This window comes from Rhodococcus sp. NPDC060084 (genome assembly GCF_042730335.1).
In the GTDB taxonomy this organism is placed as follows: domain Bacteria; phylum Actinomycetota; class Actinomycetes; order Mycobacteriales; family Mycobacteriaceae; genus Rhodococcus.
The window spans coordinates 35,812-52,746 of the sequence record NZ_JBHWWX010000030.1 but is presented as its reverse complement, the minus strand read 5'-3'; the positions used below and the strand labels follow the sequence as shown (position 1 = coordinate 52,746).

14 protein-coding genes are annotated in these 16,935 nt (G+C 70.1%); 12 read left to right on the top strand and 2 right to left on the bottom strand.

Features of this window, described 5'->3' with window-relative positions; translation table 11 throughout:
- Positions 1-118: 118 nt before the first annotated feature.
- Positions 119-826 (bottom strand): hypothetical protein, encoded by a 708-nt coding sequence (locus ACFWBU_RS15545; RefSeq protein WP_378528678.1) that lies wholly within the window; start codon positions 824-826, stop codon positions 119-121.
- 186 nt (positions 827-1,012) lie between these two features.
- Between ACFWBU_RS15545 and ACFWBU_RS15540 the strand changes: the two genes are divergently transcribed.
- The 7 genes from ACFWBU_RS15540 to ACFWBU_RS15510 all read left to right on the top strand — a co-directional run bounded on the left by ACFWBU_RS15540 (position 1,013) and on the right by ACFWBU_RS15510 (position 8,359).
- Positions 1,013-2,440: an iron chelate uptake ABC transporter family permease subunit gene (locus tag ACFWBU_RS15540; protein WP_378528677.1), complete on the top strand. Its 1,428-nt coding sequence runs from the start codon at positions 1,013-1,015 to the stop codon at positions 2,438-2,440.
- Positions 2,441-2,586: 146 nt separating this feature from the next.
- Positions 2,587-3,582, top strand: coding sequence for an iron chelate uptake ABC transporter family permease subunit (locus ACFWBU_RS15535; protein WP_206037251.1), 996 nt, complete (start codon positions 2,587-2,589; stop codon positions 3,580-3,582).
- Positions 3,579-4,484 carry an ABC transporter ATP-binding protein gene (locus tag ACFWBU_RS15530; RefSeq protein WP_169622328.1) on the top strand — a complete coding sequence of 302 codons (906 nt, stop codon included), beginning with the start codon at positions 3,579-3,581 and terminating at the stop codon, positions 4,482-4,484. The genes ACFWBU_RS15535 and ACFWBU_RS15530 overlap by 4 nt, the downstream gene beginning before the upstream one ends.
- A 70-nt stretch (positions 4,485-4,554) precedes the next feature.
- The gene (locus tag ACFWBU_RS15525; RefSeq protein WP_169622329.1) at positions 4,555-4,974 is read left to right on the top strand and encodes a BlaI/MecI/CopY family transcriptional regulator; all 420 of its coding nucleotides are present in this window, start codon (positions 4,555-4,557) and stop codon (positions 4,972-4,974) included.
- A 13-nt stretch (positions 4,975-4,987) separates the two neighbouring features.
- Complete coding sequence (locus ACFWBU_RS15520; protein WP_378528676.1) at positions 4,988-5,938, top strand: M48 family metalloprotease; 951 nt, start codon at positions 4,988-4,990, stop codon at positions 5,936-5,938.
- Positions 5,939-5,985: 47 nt separating this feature from the next.
- On the top strand, positions 5,986-7,437 hold the full coding sequence (gene gndA / locus ACFWBU_RS15515; protein ID WP_169622331.1) for an NADP-dependent phosphogluconate dehydrogenase: 1,452 nt from the start codon (positions 5,986-5,988) through the stop codon (positions 7,435-7,437).
- A 7-nt stretch (positions 7,438-7,444) separates the two neighbouring features.
- Entirely contained in the window at positions 7,445-8,359 is a 915-nt protein-coding gene (locus ACFWBU_RS15510; protein WP_378528675.1) for a DMT family transporter, read from the top strand.
- Here ACFWBU_RS15510 and ACFWBU_RS15505 read toward each other — a convergent pair.
- Positions 8,313-8,939, bottom strand: coding sequence for a class I SAM-dependent methyltransferase (locus tag ACFWBU_RS15505; protein WP_378528674.1), 627 nt, complete (start codon positions 8,937-8,939; stop codon positions 8,313-8,315). The genes ACFWBU_RS15510 and ACFWBU_RS15505 overlap by 47 nt on opposite strands.
- A gap of 351 nt (positions 8,940-9,290) precedes the next feature.
- Between ACFWBU_RS15505 and ACFWBU_RS15500 the strand changes: the two genes are divergently transcribed.
- The 5 genes from ACFWBU_RS15500 to ACFWBU_RS15480 all read left to right on the top strand — a co-directional run bounded on the left by ACFWBU_RS15500 (position 9,291) and on the right by ACFWBU_RS15480 (position 16,935).
- Positions 9,291-10,736, top strand: a complete 1,446-nt coding sequence (locus ACFWBU_RS15500; RefSeq protein ID WP_378528673.1) for a hemolysin family protein — start codon at positions 9,291-9,293, stop codon at positions 10,734-10,736.
- Positions 10,733-11,821 carry a hemolysin family protein gene (locus ACFWBU_RS15495; RefSeq protein ID WP_378528672.1) on the top strand — a complete coding sequence of 363 codons (1,089 nt, stop codon included), beginning with the start codon at positions 10,733-10,735 and terminating at the stop codon, positions 11,819-11,821. The genes ACFWBU_RS15500 and ACFWBU_RS15495 overlap by 4 nt, the downstream gene beginning before the upstream one ends.
- Complete coding sequence (locus ACFWBU_RS15490) at positions 11,818-12,750, top strand: 3-methyladenine DNA glycosylase (RefSeq protein WP_378528671.1); 933 nt, start codon at positions 11,818-11,820, stop codon at positions 12,748-12,750. Before ACFWBU_RS15495 ends, ACFWBU_RS15490 begins: the two co-directional genes overlap by 4 nt.
- Positions 12,751-12,823: 73 nt before the next feature.
- A complete protein-coding gene (locus ACFWBU_RS15485; protein WP_169622337.1) occupies positions 12,824-15,007 on the top strand; it encodes a malate synthase G in 2,184 nt (727 codons plus the stop codon).
- Positions 15,008-15,195: 188 nt separating this feature from the next.
- Positions 15,196-16,935 (top strand): substrate-binding domain-containing protein, encoded by a 1,740-nt coding sequence (locus tag ACFWBU_RS15480; protein ID WP_378528670.1) that lies wholly within the window; start codon positions 15,196-15,198, stop codon positions 16,933-16,935.

Here is a 16,935-nt window from a genome sequence, read left to right as displayed (position 1 = left end):
GGCCCCACGAGTGCTCGTGGGGCCCGCCGTCGGTATGGACCCGGGAATCACTGCAGCCCTCAGGACTCCCGCGCGGTCCGTTGTTGCGCGAACATCCCCACTATAGGGAAGGCTGCCCTTATTTCACAAGACCTCGAACCGGAAACCCTGCTGCGACGAACGCGTCGAGGAGAATTTGCCCCCGGCGCGCGGCGACCCGCCGGGATCCGCCGCCGAGAATCGGCAGTTGCGCCGCACCGGTCACCACGGACCGGCCCACCATGGCCCAGAATCGCGGACCGTCGAGGGGCGCGGACCGGCAGACGGCGCCGTGCACCGCCGTCAGGGCAGTGACGGCGCGATGCGCCGTCCACACGGCCATCGCCTCCTCGCACGGCAGCACCACCACGTCGCCGGAGTCGGCGGCGCGATCGTCCGGCAGAACCCGCAGCGTGTCGTCGGCGACACCCGCCCAGTCGATGCAGCCGTCGCTGTCCTGATGCAGCCAGAGATTGTCCAGTCCCGGATCCCACACGCGGCCGTCCAAGACATACGGGGCGAGCACGCGTCCGGTCACCGCATGGATGAGCGCTGCGGCGACCTGTTCCGCGGCGATGCGGGGATCCTCGACGTCTTCGCGCGCCCGGGCGTAGAGCAACTCGATGCGGTGCGTGCGCTCCATTCCCCCGAGGTACCACCAGCGTCGCCGCGGTTCCTCGTCCACGCACGCGACCGCGTACACGCGCGGCGCTCTCGCGGTGAGTGATTCCAGTCGCCGGCGCGTGTCGTCGAACGCGCGGACGGGGGTGGGAGCGGCCGCGGGTGACGGCAGCAGCAGAGTCGTCATCCGACCTCCTGATCGACGGGTCCCGTTAATTAGGTAAGCCTAACCATCGCAGTCCGGGCGGGAGCGCGCAACCCTCCCGTTCCCGTTCCCCCGGGCACCCCCTCCCGCCGCCACATAGGATTCCGTAACCTAACTCCTAGATCCGCAGTCCCACTCGCGATCCCTCCCGAGGAGCACCCCGCGCACGTGACCACCACCCCCCACCGCGACGCCGCCCCACCGGCGTCCACCCCGATCACCCCGCCCACCACGGGGCGTCGCGTCGCCGCCGAACTCCTCGACCTCGCACTCGTCGCCCTCCCCCTCGCCATCGGCGCCCTGGTGGTCGACACCCTCGGCGACGCACACGGCGGCGGGCAGGCCGACCGCATCGTGTTCGGCACCGCAGCCGTCCTCATCGCCGCAGCGGTGCTGTGGTGGAATCGCGGACTCCGCGAAGGCCGCACCGGACAGAGCCTCGGCAAACAGTGGCTGGGCCTGGTCACCCGCGACACCGTCACCAGCGCACCGGTCGGCGCCCGGGCCGCACTCCTGCGGCGCGGCACCGACACCGTCACCGTCAAGGCCGCCGTCCACGACGGCTTCACGCCCCGACCGGCCGACACCAGCCTCCCCGCGATGCGCCGCCGCCGACTCCTCGGCCTCGCCGTCCTGGCAGTTCTCCTCGTGCTCGTCCTGCTCGCCAGCATCGCCATCGGTGCCCGGCCCATGTCCTTCGCCGAGGTCTACCACGCGCTCGCCGTCAACGACGGCGCCGAAACCGACCTGATCGTGCACTCGCTCCGCATCCCTCGCACCCTGCTCGCCCTGATCGTCGGCATCGCACTCGGCGTCGCCGGGGCCCTCATCCAAGGGCACACCCGCAACCCCCTCGCCGACGCCGGCCTGCTCGGCATCAACGCCGGTGCCGCGTTCATGGTGGTGCTCGCGATCTACCTGTTCGGCGTCACCACCCCCGCCCAATACCTGTGGTTCGCGTTCGCCGGCGCCATGCTCTCGAGCATCGTCGTGTTCGGCTTCGCCTCCGTCGGCAACGGCCGCTCGAGCCCACTGAGCCTCGCCCTGGCCGGCGCAGCCGTCGCCTTCTTCCTGCAGGCGATGATCCAGACCATCGTCCTGCTCGACCAGACCAGCCTCGACGGCTACCGATTCTGGGTGGTCGGCTCCGTCGCCGGCCGCGGCATGGACGTGCTCTGGCAGGTCCTCCCGTTCCTCGTCGCCGGACTCGTCGTCGCCATCGCGGGCACACCGTCGCTCAACGTGCTCAGCCTCGGTGACGACGTCGCCCGCTCCCTCGGCACCAACGTCGTCCTCACCCGCGTGGTCGGCATCGCCGCCATCACCGTCCTGACCGGCGCAGCCACCGCAGCCTGCGGACCGATCGCCTTCGTCGGCCTGATCGTCCCGCACATCGCCCGCGCGATCACCGGGCCCGACTACCGATGGCTGCTGCCCTACGCCGGGCTGCTCGGAGGCGTCCTGCTCGTACTCGCCGACGTGATCGGCCGCATCGTGGTGCGCCCCGGCGAACTGCAGGTCGGGATCGTGCTCGCACTCATCGGCGCCCCGTTCTTCATCGCCCTGGTGCGACGCCGGAAGCTGGTGGCACTGTGACCACCACCCCCGGCACCGAGAGCCCCACGCCCCTCACGGCCCCCGTCGACGGCGCGCGGCGCCGCTCGCCGATCCAGATCTCCACCGCCGTGCCCGGCCGGCACGCGTTCCGCATCGGACCGTTCTCGGTGGTCTGGCGCGGCCGCATGGTGCTGGTGTGCGCCCTGATCGCTGTCGCCACCTTCCTGCTCACCTGTGTGTCGCTCGGACGTGGCGACTACCCGATGTCGGTTCCCCAGGTCATCGAGGTGCTCTTCGGCGGCGGCTCCCGCCTCGAGCGATTCGTCGTCTTCGACCTGCGACTGCCCCGGGCGGTCGGCGCGATCGTCGTCGGCGCCGCCCTCGCCGTGGCCGGCGCGATCACGCAGTCGCTGTCCCGCAACGCCCTCGCCAGCCCCGACATCCTCGGCATCACCGCCGGTGCGAGCGCCGCCGCGGTCGCCCTGATCGTCCTCACCGGCGGCGGATCCGTCGTCGGCATCCTCGCCACCCTCGGGTTGCCGCTGGCGGCCCTCGCCGGTGCCCTGCTCACCGCCGCGGTCATCTACCTGCTCGCCTGGCGCAACGGCGTCGAAGGGTTCCGGCTCGTCCTCATCGGCATCGGCATCAACGCGATGCTGCTCGCCCTCACCAACTGGATGCTGGTCTCCGCCGACATCAACGACGTCTCCCGCGCCCAGGTGTGGCTCACCGGATCACTCAACGGCGTCTCCTGGAACCAGGTGGCCCCGGCCGCCCTGGTTCTGCTCGTCCTCGGCGCGTGGGCCACCGTCTCGTCGTTCACCGTCGGTGCGCTGCGCCTCGGCGACGACACGGCGCGCTCCCTCGGGGTGCCGCTGCAAACGCAGCAGGCCCTGCTGCTGATCACCGCCTGCACCCTTGCCGCGGTCGCCACCGCCGCGGCCGGACCCGTCGGGTTCGTCGCGCTCGCCGCCCCCCAGATCGCAGTCCGTCTGGTCAAGTCCGCGGGGCCGCCGATCATCGCGTCCGCACTGACCGGGGCGCTGCTCGTCGTCGGCGCCGACCTCATCGCCCGTACGATCCTGCCCGTACCACTGCCCGTCGGTCTCGTCACCTCCGCGCTCGGCGGCCCGTTCCTGCTGTACTTGCTCGTGCGCTCCAACCGGAAGGTCTCCGCGTGACCGACACCCACACCCCCGCCGCCTCGGACACCGAACACCCCGAGGCTGCCCCGGCGACCCGTCTGGTCGCCGAACACATCGGGCTCGGCTACGGGGATCGGCTGATCATCGACGACCTCGACCTGGAGATCCCCACCGGCGTCATCACCACCATCATCGGACCCAACGGCTGCGGCAAATCGACCCTGCTGCGGTCGCTGAGCCGACTGCTCAAACCCCGCACCGGGCAGATCCTGCTCGACGGCCGCAACATCACCACGATGCGCACCCGCGACGTCGCCCGCGTGCTCGGGATGCTGCCGCAAGCGCCCCTCGCCCCCGAAGGACTGACCGTCGCCGACCTCGTCGCCCGCGGCCGGCACCCTCACCAGTCGTGGCTGCGCCAATGGTCGTCCGACGACGAGGGCGAAGTCGCCGCCGCGCTCGACCGCACCGGCATCGCCGACCTCGCGGACCGGCCGGTCGACGAATTGTCCGGCGGCCAGCGCCAACGCGCCTGGATCTCCATGGCACTCGCGCAAGGCACCGACATCCTGCTGCTCGACGAACCCACCACCTACCTCGACCTCGCGCACTCGGTGGAAGTGCTCGACCTCGTCGACCGGTTGCACAGCGAACTCGGCCGCACCGTCGTGATGGTCCTGCACGACCTCAACCTCGCCGTCCGCTACAGCGACCACCTCGTGGTGATGAAGGACGGCCGCATCGTGCGCTCCGGTCCGCCCTCGGAGGTGATCTCCGCCGAACTGCTCGCCGAGGTGTTCGATCTCGACGCGTCGGTGATCGAGGATCCGGTGTCCGGCCGGCCGCTGATCATCCCGATCGGCACCCGGCACGTCTACGGCGCAGTCGGGGGTCCCGTGGCCCCGGCGCACACGCCCGGAATTGCCGAAACTCCCTGATCACGACCCCGCCGAGGCTACGACCCGGGGTAGTACGCACAAACGTCGGAGAAATCCGTAGAATCGGACCATGGCAGCACTAGGCGAACTCGAGCGAGCAGTGATGGACCACCTGTGGTCCTCCACCGAACCCCAGACGGTCCGGCAGGTCCACGAAGCCCTGTCCACCCGCCGCAACCTGGCGTACACCACCGTCATGACGGTGCTGCAACGGCTCGCGAAGAAAAACCTGGTGGTCCAGCAGCGCGACGACCGCGCCCACCGCTACATGCCCGTCCACGGCCGCGACGAACTCGTCGCCAACCTCATGGTGGACGCCCTCGATCAAGCCGACGAAACCGCCGGCCGCGCGGCCGCCCTCGTCCACTTCGTCGGCCGCGTCGGCGCCGACGAAGCCGAAGCACTGCGCGCCGCACTCGCCGAACTCGAAGCCCAGCAGTCGGGCACCACCGCCACGCTGGGCGAACACGGCTCCGGGCGCGCGAGCTGACACACTCGATGCCATGAACGCCCCCACAGCGCTGTTCTTCGGGATACTCGCGCTGCTTCTCGCGGGTCCGGTGCCCGGGCTCCTCGCCCGTGCCACCTGGCCGCACCGCAACCCGCGTGCGGCGCTCGTGCTCTGGCAGGCGATCGCGCTGGCCGCGGTCCTGTCCGCGTTCAGCAGCGGGCTCGCCATCGCCAGCCGGCTCCTCGTCCCCGGGGCCGACGGCCGGCCCACCACCGAGCCGCTCCGCGAAATCGAAGCGCTCGGTCTGCCGCTCTGGCTTACCTACATCGTGGTGCTCGCCCTGACCCTGCTCATCGGTGCTCGCCTGATCTACTCCATGCTGCGCGTCGCGGTCCGTACCCGCCGTCGCCGGTCCCGGCACCGGATGCTCGTCGACCTTCTCGACAACCGCGACTCCCGCGAGGTCGTCCGACGCCACCCGCACGTCCGGATCCTCGACTCCGCCGACCCCATCGCATACTGCCTTCCCGGCCTGCGCCACCGCGTGGTGCTCAGCGCCGGCACCCTCGACAACCTCAGCGACGCCGAACTCCGCGCCATCCTCTGCCACGAACACTCGCACCTGCGGGCCCGCCACGACCTCGTCCTCGAGGCGTTCACCTCCGTGTACGAAGCCTTCCCCCGCTGGGTGCGGTCCCGTTCCGCCCTCGGCTCGGTGCAGACGCTCGTGGAGATGCTCGCCGACGACTCCGCGGTCCGCGTGACCGGGCCGACCCCCCTCGCCCGGGCGCTGGTCGCGTGCGCCGGCACCTCCACCCCGAAGGGCGCCCTGGCCGCCGGGGGACCGAGCACCGTGCTCCGGGTGCGGCGACTCGCCGATCCGGGACCCGACCTGCGTATCTCCGCCGGCGCCTACATCGCCGCCGCCGCGATCCTGGTGGTGCCCACCGTCGCCGTCGCCGTACCGTGGCTCACCGAGCTGAGCCGCCTGCTCGCGCACTGACCCCGCGCCGATTTCGATCCCACCCCGTTTCGGGGGAAGCTGTACCCATGACCGTCGAACACACCGCGACACCCCAAGCCCAGATCGGCGTGACCGGCCTGGCCGTCATGGGGTCGAACATCGCCCGTAACTTCGCCCGCCACGGATACACCGTCGCCCTGCACAACCGCAGCATCGGCAAGACCGACGCGCTGCTCGCCGAGCACGGCTCCGACGGCACGTTCGTGCGCACCGAAACCATCGAAGAATTCGTCGCCGCACTCGAGAAACCCCGCCGCGTCCTCATCATGGTCAAGGCCGGCGACGCCACCGACGCGGTGATCGAGGAACTGGCCGGGGCGATGGAACCGGGCGACATCATCATCGACGGCGGTAACGCCCTCTACACCGACACCATCCGCCGCGAAGCAGCGCTGCGCGAGCGTGGCCTGCACTTCATCGGCGCCGGTATCTCCGGCGGCGAGGAAGGCGCACTCAACGGCCCCTCGATCATGCCCGGCGGGCCCGCCGAGTCCTACAGCGCCGTCGGCCCGCTCCTCGAGACCGTCGCCGCCCACGTCGACGGCATCCCGTGCTGCACCCACATCGGCCCCGACGGCGCCGGCCACTTCGTGAAGATGGTGCACAACGGCATCGAATACGCCGACATGCAGCTCATCGGCGAGGCCTACCAGCTGTTGCGCGACGCGCTCGGCCACGACGCCGCAGCGATCGCCGACGTGTTCTCCGAGTGGAACACCGGCACCCTCGAGTCGTACCTCATCGAGATCACCGCGGAGGTGCTCCGCCAGACCGACGCCGCGACCGGCAAGCCCCTCGTCGACGTGATCGTCGACGCCGCCGAACAGAAGGGCACCGGCCGCTGGACCGTCAAATCCGCCCTCGACCTCGGTGTGCCCGTCACCGGCATCGCCGAAGCGGTCTTCGCGCGCGCCCTGTCCGGCTCCCGCGACCAGCGCGCCGCCGCCCGCGGACTCACCGGCGGCACGCTCGGCGCCGCCCCCACCGACGCCGCCCAGTTCACCGAGGACATCCGCGCCGCCCTGTACGCGTCGAAGATCGTCGCCTACGCCCAGGGATTCGACCAGATCGCGGCGGGCAGCGCCGAGTACGGCTGGAACGTCGACCGCGCCGCCCTCGCCACCATCTGGCGCGGCGGCTGCATCATCCGCGCCCAGTTCCTCAACCGCATCAAAGAGGCGTACGACGCGGACCCCGACCTGCCCAGCCTGATCCTCGCCCCGTACTTCCGTGACGCCATCGAAGCGGGCATCGACAGCTGGCGCCGGGTGGTGGTCACCGCCACCACGCTGGGCATCCCGATTCCCGCGTTCGCGTCGTCGCTGTCGTACTACGACGGGCTGCGCGCCGAACGGCTCCCCGCCGCCCTGACCCAGGGTCAGCGCGACTACTTCGGAGCGCACACCTACGAGCGGATCGACAAGCCGGGCAAGTTCCATACCCTGTGGAGCGGCGACCACAGCGAAGTCAGCGCCTGACCTCGCCGTGAACGGCCTCGCGGCAGCATCCGTGGCGTGCGCACTCGCCGCCGCGGTGCTGACCGCGATCGCCGGGGTCGCGCAGCAACGATCCGCCGCCGCCGTCCCCGAAACCGGCAACCTGGTCAGCTCACTGCTGCGCAACCCTCGCTGGTGGGCCGGCGCGGTCGGCGACACCGCCGGCTACGGATTCCAGATCGCGGCGCTCGCCCTCGGCTCGGTGCTCGTCGTGCAGCCGCTGATGGTGAGCTCGCTGCTCTTCGCGCTACCTCTCGCCGCCTATTTCGGCGGCTACCGCCTCACCCGCAGCACCTGGCTGCTCGCCGCAGCGCTCTGCGCGGCGCTGGCGATCTTCCTGATCGTCGGCAACCCCGCCGCCGGGACCACCGACGCGGCCGCCACCCGCTGGGCGCTGCCCCTCGGCGCGGTCCTCGCCGTCACCGCGGCCGCCGCGGCGCTCGGCGCCGCCCCGGCCCAGACCACGCGGCTGACCCCCGGCGTCCGCGCGACCCTGCTCGGTACCGCCGGCGGTCTGCTGTACGGGGTCGTGGCCGCCCTCACCAAACACGTCACCGACCTGTTCGAGGACGGGCCTGTCGCGGTACTGACCTCCTGGCAGGTCTGGATGCTCGTCGTCGCCGGTGTCGGCGGCTACTACCTGCAACAACGAGCATTTCAGGTCGGGCCGCTGTCCGCGTCTCTCCCCGCCCTCACCGTCGGCGAACCGCTCGGTGCGATGTTCCTCGGTGTCGTCGTGCTCGGTGAACACCTGCAGGTCGGCGGCGCCGGCATGGTCCTCGTCGCCGGGGCGGTGCTCGTCATGTTCGTCACCACCATCGCGCTGTCGCGGGCGGAAGCTCCCGCCCCCGAGGTCGCTACGCCCGCGACAACACCGCCACCAGAAAACCCGAATCCTCGGTGAAGGGACGCAGATCCCACGTCGACAGGCGCAGGTCGACCGTCAGTCCGGCCCGCTCCGCATCGGCGAAGAACTCCGCGAATTCGTAGTCCCGGCCGGCGCCGAATCCCACCACGACACGCCCGCGGTCGGCGAGGTGCCGGACGAATCCCGCCAGGACCGCATCCCGCGTCTGCGGCGCCACGAACGTCATCACGTTGCCCGCACAGACGATCACGTCGAACGCGCCCGTCACCCCCCGCGCCGGCAGATCCAGTTCCGCGAGATCCCCGACCAGCCAGCGCGGACCGGGATGGTCCTCCTCCGCCGCGGCGATGAGCACCGGATCGACATCCACGCCGACGACCTGGTGTCCGGCGCGATGCAGATATCCGCCCAGCCGGCCCGGACCGCAGCCCGCGTCGAGTACCCGCGCCCCGCGCTCGACCATGGCGTCGACCAGCCTGGCCTCACCGACGGTGTCCTGGCCCTGTGCCGCCAACTCCCGGAACCGCTCCACGTACCAGGTCGAATGCGACGGATCTGCCGCCGTGATCTCCTCCCACCGGCTCGGGATACGTCCGCCAGGGGTTCCTGCAGTCATGGTCGATACTCCTTCGTCCGAGGGCGCGAGCACGGATCCGTTCCGCGGTCCCGACCACACCGTAGGCCGACGGCCGGCGAACCGTCGCACCCGCCGCCGACCGGGGGCGGTTCGGCGCCGCGGCGACAACACCGCATCCCCCTCAGTAGAATGAGGACTTTCACACGACGTCCGGGCGGCCGCTTCCTCTCCCCGTCCCGGACCAGACGAAAGGAACCCGGTGCCCGCGGCACCCTCTTCCCGCAGGTCAGTACCCGAAGCCACTGCGGAGCCCGACTCCGCCGGTCCGGAGGGCTCCCCTACCGAGCCGGGTGACCACCCCGGCGACACTCAGCACCCACGGGAGCGGATGTGACTTCCGTGATCCTGTCCGTCCTCAGCCTGGTCGGCTTCGTTGCCTTGACCGCCGGAACCGCGCTCTTCGTCGCGGCCGAATTCTCCCTCACGGCCCTCGAACGCAGCACCGTCGACGCCGAAGCCCGAGGCGGCGACCTGCGCGCCCGGCAGGTGCAGCACGCACACCGCACCCTGTCGTTCCAGCTCTCCGGAGCACAGCTCGGCATCACCATCACCACCCTGATCACCGGCTACCTCGCCGAACCCGTCCTCGCCCGCTTCCTCGACCCGCTGCTCACCGCGGTCGGGCTGAGCGAGTCCGCGTCCGGCACCGTGTCGCTGATCGTCGCGCTGATCCTGGCCACCTCGTTCTCCATGATCTTCGGCGAACTCGTCCCCAAGAACCTCGCCATCGCGCGGCCCCTGGCCACCGCCAGGGCCACCGCAGGCCTGCAAGCCGGGTTCTCCCTCGTGTTCAAGTGGGCCATCAACGGGCTCAACGGCAGCGCCAACTACATCGTCCGGCGCCTGGGCATCGAACCCGCCGACGAACTGCGCTCGGCGCGGTCGCCGCAGGAACTGGGCTCGTTGGTCCGCGCGTCCGCCGTCAGCGGCGTCCTGGACGAGAGCACCGCCCAACTCGTCGACCGGTCCCTGCAGTTCGGTGAGCGCACCGCCGCCGATCTCATGACTCCGCGTGTGACCATCGAGTCGCTGGACCGCAACGACACCGTCCTCGACCTGATCGACCGCTCCGACCGCACCGGCTACTCCCGGTTCCCGGTCGTCGACGGCGACCTCGACGACACCCTCGGTGTCGTCCACGTCAAACACGCGTTCACCGTCCCGGCCGCCGCACGGGCCACCACGCCGGTCCACACCCTGGCCCGCCGGGTGCCCAACGTGCCCTCCAGTCTCGACGGGGACGCCGTGATGGAACGGGTCCGCGCCGACGGCATGCAGGTCGCGCTGGTCGTCGACGAATACGGCGGCACCGCCGGCCTGGTCACCATGGAGGATCTCATCGAAGAAATCGTCGGCGATGTCCGCGACGAGCACGACGAACCGGAACTCGACGCGCACCCGCAGGGCATCGGCTGGTCGTGCGCGGGTCTGCTCCGCACCGACGAACTCGCCCAGCTGACCGGCTACCAGGCCCCCGAGGGAGACTACGAAACTCTGGCGGGCCTGTTCCTCACCGAACTGGGCCGCATCCCGGACGTCGGGGACGAGATCGTCCTGCCGGCCCGCCCCGGGGAGGAACACCGGCCCTGGTACGCGCAGATCCTCGAGATGGACGGTCACCGGATCGACCGGGTTCTCCTCGTCCCCGGCGAACCGGACGACGACCCCGAATCCGATGTTCCCGAGTCCGGTGACCCTGAATCCGGGCACCTCGGTGACACGGGATCCTCGGAGACAACGGATTCCTCGGAGACCCCGGACGGTGACGCCCGATGAACGACTGGATCGCCGTCGCCCTCACCGTCGTACTGCTCGCCGGCAACGCGTTCTTCGTCGGCGCGGAGTTCTCACTCATCAGCGCCCGGCGGGACCGCCTCGAAACGCTCGTCGCCCAGGGCCGGAAACGCGCGCAGACCGTCGTCGACGCGGGCGAGCACCTCTCCCTGATGCTCGCCGGGTCCCAACTCGGCATCACCATCTGCTCGATCCTGCTCGGCCGGGTCGGCGAACCCGCGCTCGCGCACCTGATCGAACGGCCCCTGCACCTCGTCGGGATCTCCGAGGCGTGGCTGCATCCCATCGCCTTCACCCTGGCCCTGAGCCTGGTGGTCGTGCTGCACATTCTGCTCGGCGAGATGGTCCCCAAGAACATCGCCATTGCCGGCCCGGAACGCACCGCGATGCTGCTCGTCCCCGCCCATCTGATGTTCATGCGACCGGCCCGGTTGCTCATCGCGTTCTACAACGTGTGCGCCAACGGGGTGCTGCGGCTGATGCGTGTCGAACCCAAGGACGAACTCGAGGTCACCGTCACCGCCCTCGAACTGTCGGAGATGATCGGTGAGTCCCGTTCCGAGGGTCTGCTCGACGAGGAACAGCATCGCCGCCTCACCCGGGCGCTGAGCACCAGCAACCGCACCGTCGCCGACGTCATGATCCCGCTCGCGGCCGTGCGGACCGTGCCTGTCACGGCGACCGGCACCACCACGCTCGGCGCGATCGAGCAGGCGGTCATCGCGACCGGGTTCTCCCGCTACCCCGCCCAGGCACCGACCGGCACGATCAACGGTTACGTGCACATCAAGGATGTCCTCGACCTCGTCGGAGATCCGAACGCCGGTCCCGACGCCGTCATCGCCGCCGACACCATCCGGCCGCTGCCGTCGATCCGCCCGAGTGTCGCGCTGGACGAGGCGCTGTCGGTGCTGCGCCGCACCAGTTCGCATCTCGGCGGGGTCGTCGATGCCGCCGGCACCGTGATCGGCATCGTGGCGCTCGAAGATCTCGTCGAGGAGTTCGTCGGTACCGTCCGCGACGCCACCCACCGCGTCGCAGAACCCCCGGAGCGCCGCGCCCCATGACCGATCCCACCCCCGGTGCCGCCCCGACCGTGCTCGCGGAGGCGGACTGGACCGGTCGCCGCGACCGTCACCACGCCGCGGCGGACGCCCTGCTGGCCGACCATCTGCGGCGGCGCGCGGCCGACGAGACGCACCCGGTGCACGACTTCCTGTTCACCTACTACAACTACCGGCCCGGCAAGTTGCGGTTCTGGCATCCCGGTTACGGGACGATCCTGCTCGGTGCCGCGACCCGCGACTACCGGGATCATCCCGGCTACGAGCGGCTCGAGGTGGACGGCGTGCCCGCGGTCCGGGTGAGCGAGGCGGTCCTTGCGCACCGCTCCGGCACGGTGGACTTCGTCGCCGGTCTGCTCGCGGCCACCGCGTCCCGTCCGGCCCAGCTGGGGTGCTTCGGTCTGCACGAATGGGCGATGGTGTACCGCACCGGAACCGAGGACGTCCGGCACTCGTCGGTGCCGCTGCGCCTCGGCCACCAGGGCACGGACGACGTGGTGAAATCAATGCAGCTTCGATGCACCCATTACGACGCGTTCCGTTTCTTCACCCCGGAGGCCGCGTCGCGCAACGCCTCGGCACTCACCCAGGACAGCCGGACGGACCGGGAACAACCCGGGTGCCTGCACGCGGGGATGGACCTCTACAAGTGGTGCTTCAAGCTCTCCCCGCTGGTCGACTCCGATCTGGTGCTCGACTGTTTCCGGCTGGCGTCGGCGGCTCGCGAATTGGACATGCGGGCCAGCCCGTATGATCTGAGCGGCTACGGCTACTCGCCCGTCGCCATCGAGACTGCCGCCGGACGCGCACAGTACGTCCGCGAGCAGTCGGCGCTCACCACTCGCGCCGCGGCCCTCCGTGAGGAACTGCTCAATCGCTGCTCCGCCCTGCGCGCGTGTCGACCCGACACCCCTACTGCTACCGGCGGGTAACATAACTGGAGTTTTTCGTGCAAGCACCCGTGGCGCTGCCCCGGGCGCACCGCAACCGGAAAGAGTGAGGCTAATGACAGAACGCGTGCAAATCGGTGGACTCCACATCGCAAAGGTGCTCTACGACTTCGTCAACGACGAAGCGATCCCCGGCACGGGGGTAGACGCAGCCGCGTTCTGGGACGGTGCAGACAAGATCATCCACGAGCTGGCCCCCAAAAACCGAGAGCTGCTCGCCAAGCGCGACGATCTGCAGAGCCGCATCGACACCTGGCACCGCGACCGCGCCGGGCAGCCCCACGACCCCGTCGCGTACAAGGCGTTCCTCGAGGAGATCGGGTACCTCGTCCCCGCCCCCGAGCCCTTCGAGATCACCACGGCGAATATCGACAGCGAGATCGCGACCACGGCCGGACCGCAGCTCGTCGTCCCCGTCCTCAACGCCCGCTTCGCGCTCAACGCGTCCAACGCCCGTTGGGGTTCGCTGTACGACGCGCTGTACGGCACCGACGCCATCCCCGAGGACGACGGCGCCGAGAAGGGCACCGGATACAACAAGGTGCGCGGCGACAAGGTGATCGCCTGGGCCCGCGACTTCCTCGACAAGGCCGTCCCGCTCGCTGAGGGATCTCACGTCGACTCCACCAACTACGCCATCGACGGCACCGAACTCCGGGTCACCCTGGCGGACGGCACCGTCACCGGTCTGGCCCAGCCCGAGAAGCTCGTCGGCTACCTCGGCGACAAGGCCGCCCCCACCTCCGTGCTGCTGCGCAACAACGGCCTGCACATCGAGATCCAGATCGACGCCGAATCCCCCATCGGCAGCACCGACGCCGCCGGCGTCAAGGACGTCGTCCTCGAATCCGCGGTCACCACGATCATGGACTTCGAAGACTCCGTCGCCGCCGTGGACGCCGAGGACAAGGTCATCGGCTACCGCAACTGGCTCGGCCTCAACCGCGGCGACCTGTCCGAATCGTTCTCCAAGGGCGGCAAAACCCTTACCCGCACCCTGGCACCGAACCGCGTCTACACCGCGCTCGACGGCAGCGACCTCGAACTGCACGGACGTTCGCTGCTGTTCGTCCGCAACGTCGGTCACCTCATGACCAACCCCGCGATCCTCGACCGCGACGGCAACGAGGTGCCCGAAGGCATCCTCGACGCTCTCGTCACCAGCCTGTGCGCCAGCCACGGCCTCTACGGCGACGACGAGCACGGGCCGCTGCTCAACAGCCGCACCGGCTCGATCTACATCGTCAAGCCCAAGCAGCACGGCCCCGAAGAATCCGCGTTCACGACCGAACTGTTCGGCCGCGTCGAGGAGATCCTCGGCCTGCCCGCCAACACGCTCAAGGTCGGCATCATGGACGAGGAACGCCGCACCACGGTCAACCTCGCCGCCTGCATCGAAGCCGCATCCGAGCGCGTCGCCTTCATCAACACCGGCTTCCTCGACCGCACCGGGGACGAGATCCACACCTCCATGGAGGCGGGCCCGGTCGTGCGCAAGGCCGCGATGAAGCAGCAGAAGTGGATCGCCGCCTACGAGGACTGGAACGTCGACACCGGTCTCGCCGCCGGCCTGCAGGGCAAGGCACAGATCGGCAAGGGCATGTGGGCCATGACCGACCTCATGCACGACATGCTCGTGCAGAAGATCGGCCAGCCCAAGGCCGGCGCCAACACCGCCTGGGTGCCGTCCCCCACCGGGGCGACGCTGCACGCCACCCACTACCACGAGGTCGACGTCTTCGCGGTGCAGGACGAGCTCAAGGGCAAGACCCGGGCCACGCTCGACGACATCCTCACCATCCCGCTCGCCGAGAACCCGAACTGGTCGGACGCCGAGAAGCGTGAGGAACTCGACAACAACTGCCAGTCGATCCTCGGCTACGTGGTGCGGTGGATCGACCACGGTGTCGGGTGCTCCAAGGTCCCCGACATCCACGACGTGGCACTGATGGAAGACCGCGCCACCCTGCGCATCTCCAGCCAGCTGCTCGCCAACTGGATCCGCCACGGTGTCGTCACCGAAGCCGACGTCATCGAATCCCTCGAACGCATGGCACCCGTCGTCGACCGTCAGAACGAAGGTGACGCCACCTACCGGCCGATGGGCCCGGACTTCGCCGGCAACATCGCGTTCCAGGCAGCCAAGGAACTCATCCTCGAAGGCACCACGCAGCCCAGCGGCTACACCGAGCCGATCCTGCACCGCCGCCGCCGCGAGTACAAGGCCACGTTCGCCTGACAGAACGCCGGCACCGGCACACCCGCCTCGCGCAGCAGGGCCCCGATCCGAGAAGGACCGGGGCCCTGCCCTGTAATACCCGTCCGCACTACGGGCTGCACCGCGTACAGCGCCTTCGGCGGCATCACTAGACTGCTGTAGCCGGTCGGATTCGACCGGATTCACGACGAAACGAGGCGAACCCAGACGTGAGCGGGAGACATCGCGGCGACGGTGCGCGAGGCATCAGCACAAGCGTGATCGTGGTGGTTGTGGCACTCCTCCTGCTCGTGGTCGCCGTCTTCGGCTGGTTCCAGCTACGCGAACGAATCGACAGGCAGGGCGCGGACGCCGCCGCAACATGTGTCGAAGGCGACGCCGTACTCCGGATCGCCGCCGACCCTCTGATCGCTCCGACACTGACCACGCTCGCCGACCGGTGGAGCACAGACGTCGCTCCCGTCATCCGCGACCACTGCGTCACCGCGCAGGTGTTCGCCGCCGAATCGGCTCCCGTCGCGGCGAGCCTCGGCTCGGACACGCCGTGGAACACCGCCCTCGGGCCCGAGCCCGCCCTGTGGGTGCCCCTCGATTCCCGCGCCGCCGAACGCGCCACCACCGCCGTCGACGGGCAAGCCCGCTCCCTCGCCACCTCCCCGGTCGTGCTCGCCGTTCCCGACGATCTCGGCCGCGCGCTGACCAGCTCAGCGGTCGGATGGGACGATCTCCCGAAGCTCCAGCGCGACCCGGCTGCGATGCGCGCCGTGGGCCTCGACGCGTGGGGACAGCTCGCACTCGCGCTGCCCACCGGCGAACGCACCGACGCCACCGCGCTCGCCCTCGAGGGAGTCGCCGCGGCGGTCACCGGCGCCGGCACCGGCCCGCTCACCGTCGAACAGGCCGAGTCCCCGGCCGCTGTCACCGCCGTCACCGAACTGGCGCTCGGCGCCAATGCGCTCGGGCCGACCGCCGGGCCCACGACGACCGACGCACTCGCGGCGCTCGGCGCCCGGGCCGACGTCTCGGCGCCGGTCCACGCGGTGCCGGTCGTCGAGCAGCAGTTGTACACCTCGCTCGACGGTAACGCGGTACGCGGCTTGTCCGGCTATCTTCCCGTCGGTGCCACCCCGGTGGCGGATTTCCCGGCTGCCGTCGTGGATGCCCCGTGGGTCGACGAGACCCTCTCGCGCGCCGCGGCAGAGTTCGTCGATTACGTGCGCAAGCCCGAGCAGACGCACCTGTTGGTCGAGAACGGTTTCCGGGTCGGCGACGAAGTGCCCGCGCCCATCGACACCATCCGCCTTCCCCGCGTGGACTCGACGCTCGTTCCCGCCCCCCGTGTCGTCACCGACGCACTGCTCCGCACCCGCATCGAGCCGGTGCCGCCCGGCAAGGTCACCTTCGTCGTCGACACATCGCAGTCGATGTCGACCGTGGACGGCGACGGCACTCGCCTCGCCCACACCGACGACGCCCTCGATCTCCTCGTCCGCCGCTCCCCCGACACGTCCGTGATCGGCATGTACGTGTTCTCCGACGCCGCACCCGGATACCGGATCGCGGTGGAACGGGACGGGCTGACCGCGGCGAAGAGAACAGCGCTCGGCAGCGCACTGGACGGCGTCACCCTCACCGAGGACGAGCCCGTGAGTGCCGCGCTGTCCGCCGCATACCGCGACGCAGTGGACAAGTACGACCCCACCCGCCCGAACGTCGTGCTCGCAGTGATCGACAGCAGCGACACCGACGTGGCCGGTCTCCTCGCCACGGTCGACGAGCTTGCCTCCCCCGACAAACCCGTCCGTGTGAATCTCGTCGTCCTGGGCGAGTCCGCCGACGACCTCTCCGCGTTGCGAGCGGTCGCCGACCGCACCGGCGGAACACTCGAGACCGTCCCCTCCACCGAGGGCGCCGCCCTCGTCGACATCATCCGGAAGCTGGCGTCCTGA